Origin of the sequence: Synechococcus sp. H55.8, from assembly GCF_047462375.1 — a bacterium.
Taxonomy (GTDB): Bacteria; Cyanobacteriota; Cyanobacteriia; order Thermostichales; family Thermostichaceae; genus Thermostichus.
This window is the reverse complement of record NZ_JANSJC010000017.1, coordinates 17,056-32,289: the sequence shown is the minus strand read 5'-3', so window position 1 is coordinate 32,289 and position 15,234 is coordinate 17,056. Positions and strand designations below refer to the sequence as shown.

The 15,234-nt window shown below is 58.3% G+C and carries 14 protein-coding genes; 6 read left to right on the top strand and 8 right to left on the bottom strand.

Annotated features, from left to right (window positions below; all coding sequences use genetic code 11):
• Window positions 1-70 precede the first annotated feature (70 nt).
• Window positions 71-1,876 carry a hypothetical protein gene (locus NW862_RS08600; protein WP_414427093.1) on the bottom strand — a complete coding sequence of 602 codons (1,806 nt, stop codon included), beginning with the start codon at window positions 1,874-1,876 and terminating at the stop codon, window positions 71-73.
• A gap of 371 nt (window positions 1,877-2,247) precedes the next feature.
• Between NW862_RS08600 and NW862_RS08595 the strand changes: the two genes are divergently transcribed.
• Complete coding sequence (locus NW862_RS08595) at window positions 2,248-3,369, top strand: PP2C family protein-serine/threonine phosphatase (protein WP_414332810.1); 1,122 nt, start codon at window positions 2,248-2,250, stop codon at window positions 3,367-3,369.
• Here the strand turns inward: NW862_RS08595 and NW862_RS08590 are convergent.
• Entirely contained in the window at window positions 3,366-5,522 is a 2,157-nt protein-coding gene (locus tag NW862_RS08590) for an NAD(P)H-quinone oxidoreductase subunit 5 (protein WP_414332811.1), read from the bottom strand. The genes NW862_RS08595 and NW862_RS08590 overlap by 4 nt on opposite strands.
• Before the next feature lie 371 nt (window positions 5,523-5,893).
• Between NW862_RS08590 and NW862_RS08585 the strand changes: the two genes are divergently transcribed.
• Entirely contained in the window at window positions 5,894-6,250 is a 357-nt protein-coding gene (locus tag NW862_RS08585; RefSeq protein WP_414332812.1) for a single-stranded DNA-binding protein, read from the top strand.
• On the opposite strand, the gene NW862_RS08580 is transcribed toward NW862_RS08585, so the two are convergent.
• The gene (locus tag NW862_RS08580; protein WP_414332814.1) at window positions 6,247-7,023 is read right to left on the bottom strand and encodes a cobalt-precorrin-6A reductase; all 777 of its coding nucleotides are present in this window, start codon (window positions 7,021-7,023) and stop codon (window positions 6,247-6,249) included. The two genes, NW862_RS08585 and NW862_RS08580, sit on opposite strands and share 4 nt — an antisense overlap.
• A 64-nt stretch (window positions 7,024-7,087) precedes the next feature.
• Between NW862_RS08580 and NW862_RS08575 the strand changes: the two genes are divergently transcribed.
• Together NW862_RS08575 and ispG are read left to right on the top strand one after the other, a co-directional pair.
• Complete coding sequence (locus NW862_RS08575) at window positions 7,088-7,603, top strand: bifunctional nuclease family protein (protein WP_414332815.1); 516 nt, start codon at window positions 7,088-7,090, stop codon at window positions 7,601-7,603.
• Window positions 7,604-7,852: 249 nt separating this feature from the next.
• The gene (gene ispG / locus NW862_RS08570) at window positions 7,853-9,094 is read left to right on the top strand and encodes a (E)-4-hydroxy-3-methylbut-2-enyl-diphosphate synthase (protein ID WP_414332881.1); all 1,242 of its coding nucleotides are present in this window, start codon (window positions 7,853-7,855) and stop codon (window positions 9,092-9,094) included.
• Window positions 9,095-9,315: 221 nt separating this feature from the next.
• On the opposite strand, the gene NW862_RS08565 is transcribed toward ispG, so the two are convergent.
• Window positions 9,316-9,708, bottom strand: a complete 393-nt coding sequence (locus tag NW862_RS08565; protein WP_414332816.1) for a hypothetical protein — start codon at window positions 9,706-9,708, stop codon at window positions 9,316-9,318.
• Between the two features lie 106 nt (window positions 9,709-9,814).
• On the opposite strand from NW862_RS08565, the gene NW862_RS08560 reads away from it, so the two are divergent.
• Together NW862_RS08560 and NW862_RS08555 are read left to right on the top strand one after the other, a co-directional pair.
• Window positions 9,815-10,486 (top strand): hypothetical protein, encoded by a 672-nt coding sequence (locus NW862_RS08560; protein ID WP_414332817.1) that lies wholly within the window; start codon window positions 9,815-9,817, stop codon window positions 10,484-10,486.
• Between the two features lie 86 nt (window positions 10,487-10,572).
• Window positions 10,573-10,869: a DUF2470 domain-containing protein gene (locus NW862_RS08555; RefSeq protein WP_414332819.1), complete on the top strand. Its 297-nt coding sequence runs from the start codon at window positions 10,573-10,575 to the stop codon at window positions 10,867-10,869.
• A gap of 17 nt (window positions 10,870-10,886) precedes the next feature.
• On the opposite strand, the gene grxC is transcribed toward NW862_RS08555, so the two are convergent.
• From grxC to NW862_RS08535, 4 genes are all read right to left on the bottom strand, one after another.
• Window positions 10,887-11,147 (bottom strand): glutaredoxin 3, encoded by a 261-nt coding sequence (gene grxC / locus NW862_RS08550; RefSeq protein WP_414332820.1) that lies wholly within the window; start codon window positions 11,145-11,147, stop codon window positions 10,887-10,889.
• A gap of 71 nt (window positions 11,148-11,218) precedes the next feature.
• Entirely contained in the window at window positions 11,219-14,002 is a 2,784-nt protein-coding gene (gene polA / locus NW862_RS08545; RefSeq protein WP_414332822.1) for a DNA polymerase I, read from the bottom strand.
• Between the two features lie 216 nt (window positions 14,003-14,218).
• Window positions 14,219-14,818, bottom strand: coding sequence for a recombination mediator RecR (gene recR, locus NW862_RS08540; RefSeq protein ID WP_414332824.1), 600 nt, complete (start codon window positions 14,816-14,818; stop codon window positions 14,219-14,221).
• A gap of 13 nt (window positions 14,819-14,831) precedes the next feature.
• On the bottom strand, window positions 14,832-15,167 hold the full coding sequence (locus NW862_RS08535; RefSeq protein WP_414332825.1) for a YbaB/EbfC family nucleoid-associated protein: 336 nt from the start codon (window positions 15,165-15,167) through the stop codon (window positions 14,832-14,834).
• Window positions 15,168-15,234: the final 67 nt, after the last annotated feature.

Sequence of the window (15,234 nt, the reverse complement as noted above, 5' to 3'; positions counted from 1 at the left end):
CTCCTAACCCGAGACAGCACACCTTAGCCCCATTGTGCCCAACACCTGCCAGCCTATGGGATCCCTGCCCCTACTCTTGCTGCAGCATAGGCATGTACTCGCGGTAGATCTGGTTTAGGATTTCCAGGCCAATGCGGGTGCGACTGTCGGGGGGACGGGCCTCGACGGCTGCCTTTACTTGCAAGATGGTGCCCACTGGGTAAGGAGAACGCAGCTCCTCCCGCTTGCCCAAAAACACATCCGTGAAGTAGTCGATCAGCCGCTTGACCTCTCCCATGTCCTTGCGGGAAATGTCCATATCCAAAACGGTGGTCAATTTGGCCCGCATCGCCTGGAAGCTTTGCTGACTGGCGTTGAGGGCCACCCGCTTGGCCAGGCTATCCACCACAATTTGGCCGATCTTCTCTACATTTTGAGTTACAATCTCGCAGTGGCGGGCAGCAAAGCGCAGTTGCACTTCATGCAAAAATTGTTCGCGCTCCAGGATTTGGATGCCCTGCTGCTCCAGATCCACTCCGTAGCTTTGCAACTGCTTGTACTGGTTTAAAACCCACTGGTTGTAGAACGAATCGGCCAAAACCCGCCAATAGCCGATGATTGTTGCCTCAGCAAAGGGGATGCTAAGCAAATAGGTCTCGCTGGTGATCCAGTGCAAATGCTCGGTCAGCTTGTCCCGCTCTTTCTCGTCCAAGTAGGAGGTGCGCGGCACCCAAACTGCTCCATACTCGCTTTTCACCTCTCCGGGTAGGGATCCGAAGATGGTGTCAAAAAACTGATGAATGCTGAAAAGAAGAAACTTTCCCGGATCCTGCAGGCGGTTGAGCAGCTCTTGTTTTTTCTCTTCTTGATATTGGGTTACCAACTGCTGCGCCTCGGCGGCCTGGCCGCGCGCCGCCTCCGCATCTTGCCGCAGCTTTTCGATCTCTTCTGCGCTCGGCACCTCGGTAGCAGCAGGTTCCCATTCTCCACTGAAATAGCCGCCCCCCGGCCCCGCGCCACCGATGCCCACCAAGGGAGCGTCGCTGTCGTTATCCAGGGTTAAGAGGCGAGAAAGAGCCTGCAAGCGAGCCCGCCGATCGCCAGAGCACAGGGATCCCACCTCCACCGGATCCCGACTTTCCCACCCCTCTAGCCCACCGATGCGGTAGAGCGTGTAAAAATACTTGCTGAGCAGCAAGGCGAGGAGATGTCGGTTTTTGACGTCGTTGTACTCCAGGTAGGCCCGCAGACACAGTTGGAAAGCGATGTTGGGCAGGCTGCGACACACCTCCTTGATCTGGGAGTACACCCTTTGCAGATGCGGTCGAAAGCGACGCGGGATCGCCTCGGGCCGCAGGCCGCGCAGCAGGAACTCCGGCTGGCGCAGATCTTGAGGAGTAAAGTAAAAGCTTTCTTGCCAGAGCAGCTCGTCCAGGTCGCGGGCAAAAATCGGCTTCAACTGATCGATGATCTGCACAACGACCGCTTCGTTAAAAACCGGTATGATTTCTTCAATACGCAGCTCCTCGTAAATAGAATGCAGCCGCTTGCTGCGAAAGTCCTCGATCGAGATCAGCCCCTTCATGGTTCCAATCCGACCGTCGCTCAGCAGGAACTTATAGACAACTTCGGCAGTGGCGCCTGGGGAGAGAACGGGAGTTCCGGTCAAGTCAGGGCAAATTTGCAGGGGGCGTAGCAAGCGGCTGGTTTCACTGATGCTGAAGCAACTCCAAGCTGCCGGGTTGAGCACCACCGACGATAGGCCGGCCAGCAATTGCTTCTCATCCAACTCCTCCAGCCGGATTTCTCCCCTGGGAGCTTGGCGGGGTGCCGTGGGTGAAGCCGCCTGCGAATCCCGAACGGACGGCGGAGATAAGGATAGAGGAGACGCGCTCATGCAGCAAAGGCCGTTTAACCTCAAAGTTCACTCTAGACCGGCAAAGGATGGATAAGATGTGATCCGTATCTCTGTGTCCAATGGAAGTCTCTAAAGCAAAATCTGCCCAAAAACCCCCCCGCTGTTATCTATTCCCACCAGTATCTTGAAACGGTCAGCTTTTGGGTAGCGTGCAACCACGGTTTTAGGGATCCACTAAGGGATACGCAACTTTAGCTCTGGTGGATGAGGTTGCTGAGGCTTTTCCCCTAACTGCCCTCCAAACCGGCTTTTCTGCCGCAACCCCTGGGCTAGGATAAAGGGTCCGCCTACCAGTACGGGCCAGAGTTGCATTTTAATTCGGGTTGATTCGGGATTGAGGTGCAGTGGTCATGACGGCCATTTTGATTGTGGACGACGATCCCACCATTCGGCTGGTGTTGAAGCGATCCCTGGAGCGACAGGGCTATACCGTGGAGATGGCTAGCAATGGCTCAGAGGGGCTGGAGCAAGCCCAGCTGCTGGTGCCGGGGCTGATCATCTGCGATTGGATGATGCCGGACATGGATGGGCTGGAAGTCTGCCGGCGCATCAAGGCGGATCCCAAGTTTTCCACGACGTTTTTTATTTTGCTCACTGCGCGCACAGAAGTCGAAGACCGTATTCAGGGCCTGGATGCCGGGGCAGACGAGTTCCTCAGCAAGCCCATCGACCCCAACGAGCTGCGGGCGCGCGTGCGGGCTGGGCTGCGCTTGCATCAGCTCAGCTACGACTTGCAACAGCAAACCGCCAGGTTGCGGGCAGAACTGGCCGAGGCGGCCAGCTATGTGCGTTCTCTTTTGCCCAAGCCGGCCTCTTTCCCCGATCACCGAATAGCCATCGAGTGGTGCTTTTTGCCTTCGCAGGAGTTGGGGGGGGATTCATTTAACTACCACTGGCTAGACGAGGATCATCTGGCCATCTACCTGCTAGATGTGTCGGGGCATGGGGTGGGATCCGCTCTACTGTCGGTATCGGTGATGAACCAGTTGCGCTCTCAGGGCTTACCCGACACCGACCCGCGACAGCCGGATGCGGTCTTGCGCGCCCTCAACCACTCTTTCCAGATGGGATCCCACCACGACATGTACTTCACCCTTTGGTATGGGGTCTATCAGCCGCGATCCCGTCTGCTCTCTTTTGCCAGTGCTGGCCATCCGCCTGCTCTGCTCATCCAGGCTCAGGAGTTGCGCCTGCTGAAGACCGCCAACGTGCCCATCGGGGTTTTGCCCGACCAGAATTTTCAAAGGGATCAAGTGCAGATCCCTGAGAACAGCCACCTCTACCTGTTCAGCGACGGAGTTTACGAAGTCATGAACCCGCAGAGAGAAATCTGGGGGCTAGACAATCTGATGGCTCTGCTGAGCAAGAGCGCCGACGGCAGCCTGGATCAGGTGATCCAGCACGCCCAATCTTTCCAGGGGCAAACAGATTTTGAAGATGATTTCTCCTTGCTTCGTGTCAGCTTTCGCTAAACCCCCACGCCGGAAAGCACCACCATCACCACCACCGCTGCAAAGATGATCAAAGCATAAAACTGCGCCTTGCCGTTCTCCAGGTATTTCATCACTTCGCCGCCGACCATTGCCACCAGGCCCGTCAAGTTGACCACCCCATCCACAATGCGGCTGTCCACCTCCAGCGCCTCCCGCGCCACAAAGCGGGTGCCCCGCACAAAGACCCGCTCGTAGAGGTCATCAATGTACCACTTGTTGAGGGAGAAGTAGTACAGGGGTTGCAGGCTTTGGGGGAAGGTGCCGGGATCGATGCGCTTCTGCCAGTAGATCAAGCCGGCCAAGGTGATGCCGATCAGCCCAATGCCCACCGAGCTGCCCGCCATGATCAGAAACTCCCGCCAGTCAAAGTGACCCGCCAGCACCCCTTGCCACTCGGCTGCCACCTGGGCCCAGAGGGAAACGGCCTCTGTAGCCGATTCGCCAGGCGCATGGATGAACGCCTCGAAGAAGTTGGCAAAGGGAGTGCCCACCAAGCCGATCAGCACCGAAGGAACCGCCAGCGCCACCAACGGCATCGTCATCGACAGGGGAGACTCATGCGGCTCGGCGGCGTGGCCATGCCCATCGTGCCCGTCTTCCACAGCTTCGGGATGGCTGCTGGGCTGGGGCCTTTCGTAAAGGTTCATGGCTCCGGGGCCGTAGGCCGCCTCTTTCCCGGCAAACGCATAGGCAAAAGCCGGCACCGGTCGGCCCTGGCTGACGGCCACCTCCTGCCGCAGCTTCAGGTTGGTGCCGCGAAACTCCCCTTCAAAAGTAAGAAAGTAGATGCGGAACATGTAGAAGGCGGTGATCCCCGCGGTGAGGAAGCCCACACCCCAGAGAGCTGGGTTGTGTTCAAACACCGCGGCCAAGATCTCGTCCTTGGACCAGAAGCCGGCAAAGGGCGGGATCCCACAGATGGCCAGCGTGCCAATCAAAAAAGTAATGGCCGTAACCGGCATGTATTTGCGCAGCCCTCCCATCAGGCGCATATCCTGAGCTAAGGCGGGGTCATGGCCAACCACGGCTTCCATGCCATGGATGACCGAGCCGGATCCCAAAAAGAGCAGCGCCTTAAAGTAAGCATGGGTTGTCAGGTGAAACAGGCCGGCCCCATAGGCACCGCACCCCATGGCCATGACCATATAGCCCAGTTGGGAGATGGTGGAGTAGGCCAAGCCCTTTTTGATGTCGTTTTGGGTGATGGCGATGCTGGCCCCCAAAAAAGCCGTACCTGCCCCTGTCCAGGCGATGAGATCCATGACTGCTGGGATCCCTTCCAGCAGCGGGAACATACGCGCCAACAGGAAGACCCCGGCAGCCACCATCGTGGCCGCGTGGATGAGGGCGGAAATGGGCGTGGGACCTTCCATGGCATCCGGCAGCCACACGTGCAGCGGGAACTGGGCCGACTTGGCCACTGGCCCCAAGAACACCAACACCGCAAACAGGGCAACCAAGCTGCTGCTCACCGCGCCGTTGGCCACCATCTGCTCCACATTGCGGGCCAGTTCCTCAAACCCAAAAGTGCCGGAAATCCAGTAGAAGCCCAAAATGCCCAGCAACAGGCCAAAGTCCCCCACACGGTTGACCACAAACGCCTTCTGGGCTGCTTCCGCCGCCGCCTGCCGCTCGTACCAAAAGCCGATCAGCAGGTAGGAGCACATCCCCACCAGCTCCCAGAAGATGTAGATCTGCACCAGGTTGGGGCTGACCACCAGGCCCAGCATCGAGGAGGTGAACAGGCTCAGGTAGGCGTAGAAACGCACATAGCCGGGGTCGTGGGCCATGTAGCCATCGGAGTAGATCTGCACCAGAAAGGCCACCGTGGTTACCACCACCAGCATCATGGCGCTCAGGTGATCCACCACAAACCCCATGTCCACCAAGAAAGATCCCGCCTGAGCCCAGGTGATGGTTTTGAGAACGGTCTCATGGCCCTGCACTTGGCTGACCAAAAGGGCAAAGGCGTGAACCATCGCCGTTCCCGTCGCGAACACGCTCAAGAAGGCGGCCAGAGAGCGGTTGGATCTTGTCCAGGCATTGAACACCAAAATGCCCAAGCCGAGTAAAAAAGCCGCCACCAACGGATAAACGGGGATCAACCAGGCGTATGCGTAGATGAATTCCATGGGAAATGGTGCTGAATGCGTCCTCTTGCGGTAGTCAACCCTCCCTGCTGGCCGGTGAAAATCTATCTCCAGGGATCAGGGGTCTGGGCCGGCAGGTGCTCTGGGGCTTCTGACATTGTAAATCTTTGCAACACGATCAGCGCCCCCCTTGTGGCTGCCCAATCCATGAGAGCAGAGATTTTTCTTTCTGAGCAACCGGGATCCCCGCAGGACAATCGGGAGATATTCTAAAGACTCTCCCCGAGCCTCGATCCGCAAGGCCTACGGCCCGCTGACGCGATCAGCCGAGGCCGTCGCCGCGAAGATGACAGGGATCGCTTGCAAGCGCTACAACAAAAGCCTAGGGGCCGTAAACGATCTGGAGAAAACCCATGAGCCTGAACTTGGTGACCTTGGTGGGGCGAGCCGGCATGGATCCGGAGGTGCGCTACTTCGAGTCGGGCAAGGTGGTGTGTACCTTTAGCTTGGCGGTCAACCGCTTCCGCAAAGGCGAAGACAAGCCCGATTGGTTCAACTTGGAGCTGTGGGGGCGCACGGCTGAGGTGGCCGGAGAATACGTGCGCAAGGGCAGCCTCATCGGGGTAACGGGCAGCCTCAAGTTCGATCGCTGGAAAGACAAATCCACGGGTGAGGAGCGCCAGCGGCCTGTCATCGCTGTAGATCGTCTCGAGTTGCTGGGATCCCGTCAAGATCGCGAGCCTGACCTGGCTGCAGAGGAGCGGTTCTAAATCTGCCCCAGCCGACGTTGGCACTCCCGCACCACCTCGGCCAAATCCTGACTACACCAGGGGTAGCTCAAGAGTGGTCGTCGGACTACCCACAGCGGGATCCCCAGGGTTTTGGCCACGGCCTGTTTAACGACCAGCCCACCCGCTTCTCCCGAGTCCTTGCTGATGACTCCCTGAAGATCTAGCCTCTGCCAAAGCCGCAGCTCCTGCTCAAAGCTGAGGGGCAGGCGCATCCCAATCACCCGCTCAGCAGGGATCCCGGCTTGCACCGCTTGGGGAACCGACTGCGGCAGTACCCGCGCGTACAACTGGCAGCGATCCTGCCAGGGTACAAACAAGGGCAACGCCTTCACCCCCACCGTCAAGAGCAGCCGCCGCCCCGCCAGCACGGCCTCGGTGAGCACCCCCTGCCAGTCCGGCACCACCTGCACCCAGGGATCCAACGCCACCGGGGGGCGCTCGTAGCGCAGGTAGGGGATCCCCAGTTGGGCCGACACCTGCATAGCCAATTGTGAGATCTCCTGGGCAAAGGGATGGGAGGCATCCACTACCACGCGGATCTGGCGCTCCTGCAGGAACTGTTCCAAAGAGGGCAGCGAAAATCGCGTCACCACCACCTGGCCGGGCAGATCCCGATACAGGCTTCTGCCGCCCTCGCTGGTGACGCTGGCTATCCAAGGGATCCCCTGGCGGCTGAGGGCCTTGGCCAAGCTGCGGCTCTCGCTGGTGCCCCCGATCAAGGTCACTTTCGCCAGATCACCGACTGAGCTCATGGTGTGTTGCCAAACTTTGGCACCCGTAGATACGATCAAGATCAACGGCTGGAGGCAGTTGCTCATGATCGAGATGCATGTGGCTGGGATCGCGGTCGATGCCGTTAACCAGAACCCCATCGTCATCCTGCGCGATAGCAGTGAGCGGCGTGCCCTGCCCATTTGGGTGGGGAAAGCAGAAGCCAATGCCATTTTGCAGGCGCTGGACGACCAAAAGCCACTGCGCCCTATGACCCATGATCTAATCCTCAACTCCTGGAAGACGTGGGGGATCAGGCTGGAGCGAGTTATCATTCACGCCCTGCTGGACAACACCTTCTACGCGGTGCTTGTCACCTTCTGCGGCGATAAAAAGCAAGAGATCGACTGCCGCCCCAGCGATGCCATTGCCCTTGCCCTGCGAGCCCACGTTCCCATCTGGACGGTGGAAGAGGTGATCGCGGAAGCCTCGATCCCGATGAACCAGGATGCCGACGAAGCGGAGCGGGAAGCCTTTCGCAAGTTTGTGGAAAACGTGACGCCCAAAGACTTTATTCGCAGCCGCCCCTTCACCGACCACCCCACGGAAGCAGACAGTTGAAGTTGCTGCCCTGCTGAGCTATCCGCTGCTAGAGGATCCGAGTGATTGACCAGTCTCTGCCCCCTGTGGCCGTCTAAGGCTCTGCTCATTTTCTCGATAAGGTGTCCCATCCTGAGTTAATCAGGAGGCGGGGATCGCGCCCGGCTGCCGGAGGGTGAGCCCCTCAGTACCTACCCTGAGCTCCCGGTCTTGCCGGCATTTCAGCCTACAATCAAGCTAGAGTAGCCCTCTCAGCTTAACCAAGCTATGATGCAAACCCTAGATCGGCCCAGCGCCCCCCCTCAGCAGCCCTACCCAGAACCGGTCTATCCTCGTCGCCCCACCCGCACCGTGGCCGTAGCCGACGTGTTGATCGGCAGCCAGCACCCGGTGGTGGTGCAGTCGATGATTAACGAAGACACCCTCGACATCGAGGCGGCGGTGGCGGCCATCCGTCGTCTGCACGAGGCGGGCTCGGAAATTGTGCGCGTCACCGTTCCCAGCATGGCCCACGCCAAGGCGATGGAGGCGATTCGGGACAAGCTGATCCAAACCTACAGGCCGGTGCCCCTGGTGGCCGATGTGCACCACAACGGCATCAAGATCGCCCTGGAAGTGGCCCAATACGTGGATAAGGTGCGCATTAACCCAGGGTTGTTTGTCTTTGAAAAACCCCAGCCCGGTCGTACCGAATATACCCAAGCGGAATTTGAGGCCATCCGCAACAAAATCCGGGAAACCTTCACCCCCCTTGTCCAGACCCTCAAAGCCCAGAACAAAGCCCTGCGCATTGGGGTCAACCACGGATCCCTGGCAGAGCGGATGCTCTTCACCTACGGGGATACGCCTGAGGGCATGGTGGAGTCGGCCCTGGAATTTGCCCAAATTTGCGCCGAGCAGGATTTCCACAATGTGGTTCTCTCCTTCAAGGCTTCCCGTCCTCAGGTGATGTTGGCGGCCTACCGGCTGGCGGCCCGCCGCTTCGATGCCTTGGGCCTGAATTATCCCTTTCACTTGGGCGTAACCGAGGCCGGCGATGGAGAATATGGCCGCATCAAGTCGGCCGTCGGGATCGGGACGCTGCTGGCCGAAGGGATCGGCGACACCATTCGGGTGTCTCTCACGGAAGCGCCGGAAAAGGAGATCCCGGTGGCCTACGGCATCTTGCAGGCCCTCAACCTGCGCAAGACCATGGTGGAATATGTGGCCTGTCCTTCCTGTGGCCGTACCCTCTTCAACTTGGAGGAAGTGCTGCAGAAGGTGCGCGCCGCAACTCAGCACCTGGTGGGCCTCGACATTGCCGTCATGGGCTGCATCGTCAATGGGCCAGGAGAAATGGCCGACGCCGATTACGGCTATGTGGGTAAGACGCCAGGGGTGATCTCCCTCTACCGCGGCAAAGAAGAAGTGAAAAAGGTGCCGGAATCCGAGGGCGTCCAAGCGCTGATCGATCTGATCAAAGCCGATGGCCGTTGGGTGGATCCGCCTTCTTCCCCCGGGACCCCAGCCTGAGTTGAAATCACTACGTCCAGAGCAACTGTAGATTTCAACGGCCATTTATAGTCGTTAGATTAAGACACTTTGCCGCCGGCCCGCCCAAGCGCTCCGCGCCGCTAGCGCGACCACCCCCGGCCCCTCTCCCTCAGGGAAAGGAGAGTGAGAGCGTTGCGTAGCCATAACGACGTAGCGAGCCGTTTCATTGCTATTTGATTTGAAATGACTATAGAAACCGGCTAGCGGCGTCGGCTACGCAGGGCTTTGGCGCGGTTGTTGACCTGCCTCACAAACAGAGGCAGCAGGTGCTCCTGGATGTAGGCAAAGGCCGCTTGTAGACCTTCTTTTTCGTAAAGCAGGCCGATTTCTGCCTCCACCTGTGTGGGATCCCTGAGGGCCGACAAAAATTGATTGGAGGTCAGCCAGGTGAACAGTTCTGCCCGATTCAAATCACAACGGGGAGGGGAAGGCACCTGCCAGTCCTGAGGTGGGCCCAGCAGCCACTGCCGGGCAAACAAGCCTAACACGGCATCCCCCAACCAGGCCTTGTCTCGACGGGATCCCTCGTCCAACTGGGCCACTTGCTGTCTGAGGGTCTGGCCGGTCGGGGAGAAGTGGGATCCTGTCGGCATGGAGATAGAAAGCGAGCAAGGACTGGCAGCGAAGCGCCTCTGCCTCATTCTAAGATAGGGTCTGGCCCCCGGCAGACAGATTGTGGCATTGTGAGGATCCCTGAGCATGTTGTTGGAGCTCACCCCAGAAGAATGCGAATTGGTGATTCCGGTGGTGCCCACCCGCCTTCAGTATGCAGCTTACTGGAGCGATGCCCTCAAGAGCACGGGCCGCATCATCACGGCCATCCTGGTGGGTGTGGCGCTGCTGGTGCTTTCTCGTGCCTTTGGCGAGGGATCCTTTCTGGGGGCGCTCTCCTTTTTGGCCGGGTTTCTCGCGTTGCTCTATCCCTTCCTGTGGGGGCCCCTGTACACCATCTCCCGGCGCCAGATAGCCTTTCGCGAGATTCCCTATGGGGGATTGTTTTTTGGGCAGGTGTTGCGCACCCGCCGCTTCGAGGTGGTGGTGGAAGAACGGGAAAAGCTGGACGAAGAGGGTGAGCTCTATATCGAAGAGGTGCGAGAGCGCCAGTTTGAGATGGAGATCGGCGATGAGACCGGAGTCGTCTATCGTGTCCGCGCCAAGGACGATCCCCGCTACCGGCGAATTGTTAAAAAGCAATCGGTGCTGGCGTTGGTGAAAGCCTACTCGCGGGATTTGCAGCGCCGCCCCACCTTGAGCGAGGTCTACGTGGTCAAGCTGGGGGAATGGGTGGGAGATGTCTCTTACCTGGATCGGGAGGCTTTTTTGGAGATGGCAGACGAGTTGTTGGAGCTGCAAGCCCAAGGACGAGCCTGAGCTGCTGGATCCCTGATTTTCTGCTTATCTTAGGTGCGCCGGGTAATTTACTCTAAACTGAGAGCTAAGAGCAAAAAACGACTGCCATGGCCGATCCCCTCACCCCAGAAGTCAGCGAGCGCATCTGCAAGCATATGAACGAAGATCACGCCGATGCAGTGGCGCTCTACGCCAGGGTCTTTGGCCGCCTGGAAGGCGTCACCCAAGCCCGTATGCAGGCCATCGATCCAGAAGGGATGGACTTGCAGGTGCAGGTGGATGGGATGGCACAAACGCTGCGGATTGGCTTCGACCACCCCCTGCGGGACTCCGAGGACGCCCATCACACCCTAATTGCCATGTTGAAGCAGGCCCGCGCTCAGCTTAAACAAGCGGCAGAGTGACCCCCAGACGGTGAGGCTTAGCTGGCCTGTTGCAGGAGCGGATCCAACTGACCGCGGGCCTCGAGCGCGTAAAGATCGTCGCAGCCGCCAATGTGCTGGTTGTTGATGAAAATTTGCGGCACCGAACGGCGACCATTGGCCCGCTTGGCCATTTCCGCCCGCGCCACCTCGTCTCCATCAATCGCGTATTCGATGTATTGCACGCCTTTGCGCTCCAGCAGTTGCTTGGCCCGGATGCAGAAAGGACAAAAACGCCAGGTGTAAATCTCGACGGCCATAGGAAAACAACAAACACTTTTACAAAGTTTAACATTTCCACAGGGCTGGGATCCCTGGTCTGTCCCACGGTCTAGTTGGCTTCCTTCCAGTTGTGGCCGATTTGGATATCCACCACCAGGGGTATGGAAAGGGGCACCGCTCCTTCCATTTCTGTTTGGATCAGGGGTTGTAGGGCCTGCCATTCCGAGGGATCCACCTCAAACACCAGCTCGTCATGGACTTGCAGGAGCAAGCGGGAGCGAAAGTTCTGCAGCTTTTGCTGCAGGCGTACCATCGCCACTTTGATGATGTCTGAGGCGGATCCCTGGATGGGGGCATTTACAGCCGCCCGCAACTCGGCCAGTTTGCGATGGCCTGTCAGGCGGGACAGGTTGGGGAAATAGCGACGGCGGCCCAAGATCGTTTCTACGTAGCCGTGTTCTTCCACAAAGGCTTCGGTGGAGCGCAAATAGGCGAAAATGCCGGCGTAGCGCTCGTTAAATCGCTGCAAAAATTGCTTGGCCTCGGATAAAGAAACCCCCGCGGTGCGGGCAAAGCGCTGCGCTCCCATGCCGTAGATCACCCCATAGTTGATCGTCTTGGCTAGGCGGCGTTCTTCGCTGGTGATGTCTTGTTTTTCAAAGAGCAAACGAGCTGTAAGAGTATGCACATCTTCTCCTGAGCGAAAGCCCTCCACCAACGTGGGCTCCTGGCTGAGGTGAGCCAAAATGCGCAGCTCAATTTGGGAGTAGTCAGCCGAGGCCAATAGCCACCCCTCTTGGGGAATAAAAGCCTGGCGAATGCGGCGGCTGAACTCGGTGCGAATGGGGATATTCTGTAGGTTGGGGTTTGAGGAGCTGAGCCTGCCGGTGGCGGTGACGGTTTGGTTGAAGTCGGTGTGGACTCTGCCGGTGTCGCTTCTCACCAGGGCAGGCAGAGCATCCACATAGGTCGATTTCAGCTTGGCCAAAGTGCGGTAGCGCAGAATGGTCTCGATGAGGGGATGATCCCCCTCTAGCTTTTCTAAAACAGAGGCGTCGGTGGAATATCCGGTGGCCGTTTTGCGGGTTTTGCGAATATCCAGTTTTAGCTTCTCAAAGAGCAGGGATCCCAGTTGTTTGGGAGAATTGAGGTTGAAGGTCTCGCCGGCTTGGGCATAGGCTTGTTGTTCCAAACTTTGCAATTCTTGTTCCAGCTCTTGGGAGAATTGCCTCAAAAATTCGGTATCAATGCGAATGCCGACCCACTCCATTTCTTCCAAAACTTGGGCCAAGGGCAGCTCCACCTGAATGAAAAGATCCCACAGGCGCGGATCGGTCTGTTGGAGTTTTTCGGTGAGGATGGGCACCAAGCGATAGGCGCAGTAGGCATCGGTTCCGCAGTATTCTGCAACTTGAGGAATTGGAATATCGGCGATGGATTGTGCTTTGCCCAGCAACTTTTCGTAGCTGGTGGTCGGCAAATTCAAGTGGGTGGCTGCCAAATCGGCCAAGTTGTGGCCGGCTTCTGGATCCAAGACATAGCTGGCCAACATGGGATCAAATTGGATCCCTTGCAGGTGGATGCCGTGGGCGCGGAAAATGCTCAGGTCATACTTGCAGTTTTGTAGGCTTTTGGGTCGGTTGGGATCTTCCCAAAGGGGCTGCAGGTTTCGTTTCACCAGCTCCCAATCCAGGTTGGCTCCCTGGCGGTGGCCGATGGGCAGGTAGGCAATGTCCTGCTCTGACCAACAACAGCCGATCCCCACCAATTGGGCATCTCGGGGCTCCAAACTAGTGGTTTCGGTGTCCCAAGCTATGATCCCTGGACAGGCCAGCAGGTCTTGTCGCAAACGCTCCAATTGCTCCGGCGTATCGACGATGCGCACTGTCGGCAGAGAAGGGGCGGGATCCAGGGCAAAATCAAACCAAAGGGCTTCGTCCTTCTCTTGAGCATCTGGGGAATCGGCGGTGGAACTGGGGGTGGCCGGGATCCCGCCCAAAATGGCTTGAATATTGCGTACTTGGGCGATGAGACTGTGAAACTCCAATCTTTCCAGCAGCGGCAGCAGTTCTTCTTGGTTAAACCCGGTTAATTTCATGCTTTCCCAGTCGGGGGAGAGGGGGACAGCGCAGTTGATCCGGGCCATAAATTGTGAGTGTCGGGCTGCCGGGATCCCTTCTTTGAGGTATTGTTGAACTTTTCCTTTGATCTCATCAAGGTGATTAAAAATCTCCTCCAAACTGCCGTAGCGTTCCAACAGCTCCGCCGCTCGCTTAGGTCCGATCCCTTTGACTCCGGGAATGTTATCGGAAGTGTCGCCGCAGAGGGCCTTGTAGTCCACCACTTGCCAAGGCCAAATGCCCAATTTTTCTTTAACCTGTTCGGGGCCGAATTCGCTGATGCGATCTTTGCTGTTGAGGTGCAAAACCCGGACTCTCCCATCGGCGTCGATCAACTGAAACAGATCTTGATCCCCGCTTAAAATCTGCACCCGGTAATCTGGGGGGGCCATCCTGCTGAGGGTACCCAAAATGTCATCGGCCTCAAAGCCAGGCACCACCAAAATGGGGATGCGCAGCGCCGTCAACACCTGCTTGAGGTTCTCCACGTCTTCGATAAACTCCGGCGGGGTTTCCGGTCGGCCTGATTTGTAGGTTTCGTCGGCCTCGTGGCGAAAAGTGGGCTGCCGGGTATCGAAGGCAACGGCTACGTGGGTGGGCGGGTATTTCTCTAGGACGTCCAGCAGCGATCTCAAAAAGCCAAAGCTGACGCTGGTGGGGATCCCGGTGGAAGTGCGCAACCCCCCCTCACGGCTGTAAGCAAAGGCGTAGAAGGAGCGGTAGGCCAGAGAGTGCCCGTCCACCAGCAGCAGTGTTGGAGTTTGCCAAGCCATCGCCCAGTACCACGAAGGTGAATCCAGCCTATCGGATCTGGGCTGGGCGCAAAAGGGATCCCCCATCCCTCAGGGCCGCCAAGACTCAGCCGGCTGCTGACAGGCCGGGCGCCCGAGAGTTGGGGTGGAATGACAACCAATGACAACTTCTGAACCCGACTGCCGTTTTGCTGGCTCCACTGCTTAGGTTGTTTTCTCAACCCCTGGTGGCGCGGTTTACAATTCCTGCCGGGCTTCTAGGGCACGGGCCAGGGTGACCTCGTCGGCATACTCCAGCTCGGATCCCATGGGTAGGCCGAAGGCCAGGCGGGTCATGCGCAAGGTGGGGGCAATCGGCTTCAGGTAATCCTTGACCACATGCATGGTCACCTCTCCCTCCACGCTGGGGCTGATGGCGAAGATCAGCTCCTGCGGCTTTTCCTGCGCCACCCGGGCCACCAGCTCGCGGATGTGCAGTTGATCCGCCCCGATCCCGTTCATGGGGGAGATCAGGCCCCCCAAAACGTGGTAAAGCCCCTTGAACTCGCGGGTGCGTTCCATGGCGATGAGATCCTTGACATCGGCCACCACGCACCACAGCGAGCGGTCTCGCTGCGGCGAACGGCAGATCTCACAGGGATCTTCCGCCGACCAGTTGAAGCAGATGGAGCAATGCTTGACGGTTTGCTTGGCCTCCAACAGGGCCTGGGCCAGGGCCTCGATCTCGCCGGCAGGCCGGTTGATCAGATGCAGGGCCAGGCGCTGAGCCGTTTTGGAGCCAATGCCGGGCAGCCGCTGCAGCTCCTCGATCAGGCGAGCCAAAGGGCGAGTGTACATAGAAAAGAGCGGCTCAGCCCAACCCCAGCCCCGGCAGATTGATGTTTCCGGTCAGCTCCTCCATGCGTTTGCGCATCGTCTCGGCAGACTGGGTGTAGGCGTTCACCATCGCCGTCAAGAGCAAGTCCTCTACCACATCCGCGGATTCTTTGAGAACCTCGGGATCCAAAGACACCTTGAGGGGTTCTTGGTTGCCGTTCACCGTCACTTTCACCAGCCCATTGCCGGCTTCGCCGACGATCTCCATCTCTTCCAGCTCTTTTTGCAGCCTTTGAGCGCCATCCCGCACCTCTTGGGCCTTCTTGAGCGCTTCTTGGATTTTGCCGAAGGGACCAAAGCCTCGGGTCATGGGATCCTCTCCTTAGTTATCCAGACACTGCTGTTCTACTCTACCCGTTTCCTCTTGCCGGTAAAAG

Coding starts and splice junctions, on each gene's coding strand:
- ispG (WP_414332881.1), top strand. CDS start 7,853: ATGCAAACCCTAGATCGGCCCAGCGCCCCCCCTCAGCAGCCCTACCCA.
- NW862_RS08575 (WP_414332815.1), top strand. CDS start 7,088: ATGATCGAGATGCATGTGGCTGGGATCGCGGTCGATGCCGTTAACCAG.
- NW862_RS08565 (WP_414332816.1), bottom strand. CDS start 9,708: ATGCCGACAGGATCCCACTTCTCCCCGACCGGCCAGACCCTCAGACAG.
- NW862_RS08600 (WP_414427093.1), bottom strand. CDS start 1,876: ATGAGCGCGTCTCCTCTATCCTTATCTCCGCCGTCCGTTCGGGATTCG.
- recR (WP_414332824.1), bottom strand. CDS start 14,818: ATGTACACTCGCCCTTTGGCTCGCCTGATCGAGGAGCTGCAGCGGCTG.
- NW862_RS08535 (WP_414332825.1), bottom strand. CDS start 15,167: ATGACCCGAGGCTTTGGTCCCTTCGGCAAAATCCAAGAAGCGCTCAAG.
- NW862_RS08555 (WP_414332819.1), top strand. CDS start 10,573: ATGGCCGATCCCCTCACCCCAGAAGTCAGCGAGCGCATCTGCAAGCAT.
- grxC (WP_414332820.1), bottom strand. CDS start 11,147: ATGGCCGTCGAGATTTACACCTGGCGTTTTTGTCCTTTCTGCATCCGG.
- NW862_RS08595 (WP_414332810.1), top strand. CDS start 2,248: ATGACGGCCATTTTGATTGTGGACGACGATCCCACCATTCGGCTGGTG.
- NW862_RS08590 (WP_414332811.1), bottom strand. CDS start 5,522: ATGGAATTCATCTACGCATACGCCTGGTTGATCCCCGTTTATCCGTTG.
- NW862_RS08580 (WP_414332814.1), bottom strand. CDS start 7,023: ATGAGCTCAGTCGGTGATCTGGCGAAAGTGACCTTGATCGGGGGCACC.
- polA (WP_414332822.1), bottom strand. CDS start 14,002: ATGGCTTGGCAAACTCCAACACTGCTGCTGGTGGACGGGCACTCTCTG.
- NW862_RS08585 (WP_414332812.1), top strand. CDS start 5,894: ATGAGCCTGAACTTGGTGACCTTGGTGGGGCGAGCCGGCATGGATCCG.
- NW862_RS08560 (WP_414332817.1), top strand. CDS start 9,815: ATGTTGTTGGAGCTCACCCCAGAAGAATGCGAATTGGTGATTCCGGTG.